This is a genomic window from Rhizobium sullae, assembly GCF_900169785.1.
Lineage (GTDB): Bacteria > Pseudomonadota > Alphaproteobacteria > Rhizobiales > Rhizobiaceae > Rhizobium > Rhizobium sullae.
Genome location: NZ_FWER01000205.1, coordinates 1 through 387, shown reverse-complemented (window position 1 = coordinate 387; position 387 = coordinate 1). Strand labels below are relative to the sequence as shown.

At 63.8% G+C, this 387-nt stretch carries 1 pseudogene; it reads right to left on the bottom strand.

From position 1 onward, the window contains the following. Window positions 1-387: pseudogene (locus tag BN1800_RS41935) on the bottom strand (hypothetical protein); the annotation flags it as partial.

Sequence of the window (387 nt, the reverse complement as noted above, 5' to 3'; positions counted from 1 at the left end):
CGGCTCGGCCACCTCCCGCTCCACCTGGATCGAGGCGTACCAGTGGTCGCCGCTGAGCGAGACTGTGACGTTCTTCACCGTCCCAACGATCTCGCGGTGAGCGACCATCCTCACCCATCGCGCCTTCGGAAGAAGGATTTCTCCCTCGCGAAAGGCGATTTGTTTGGCGTCCGGATATCGGAAGCTCTCGTTTTCGTACTTGCGCCGTGGCTTGGGATGGGCCGCGCGGCCCTCGAAGAAGTTGGCATAGGCGCGGTGCAGGTCGATGACCGCTTGCTGCAGGCAGTGGTGCGGAACCTCGCGGAGCCATGGCAGCTCCGCCTTGAGGTCTGCGAGCTGCTTGTTCTGGTCGATGGCGCTCAGCCGCCGCGGATCGGAACGGTGTCT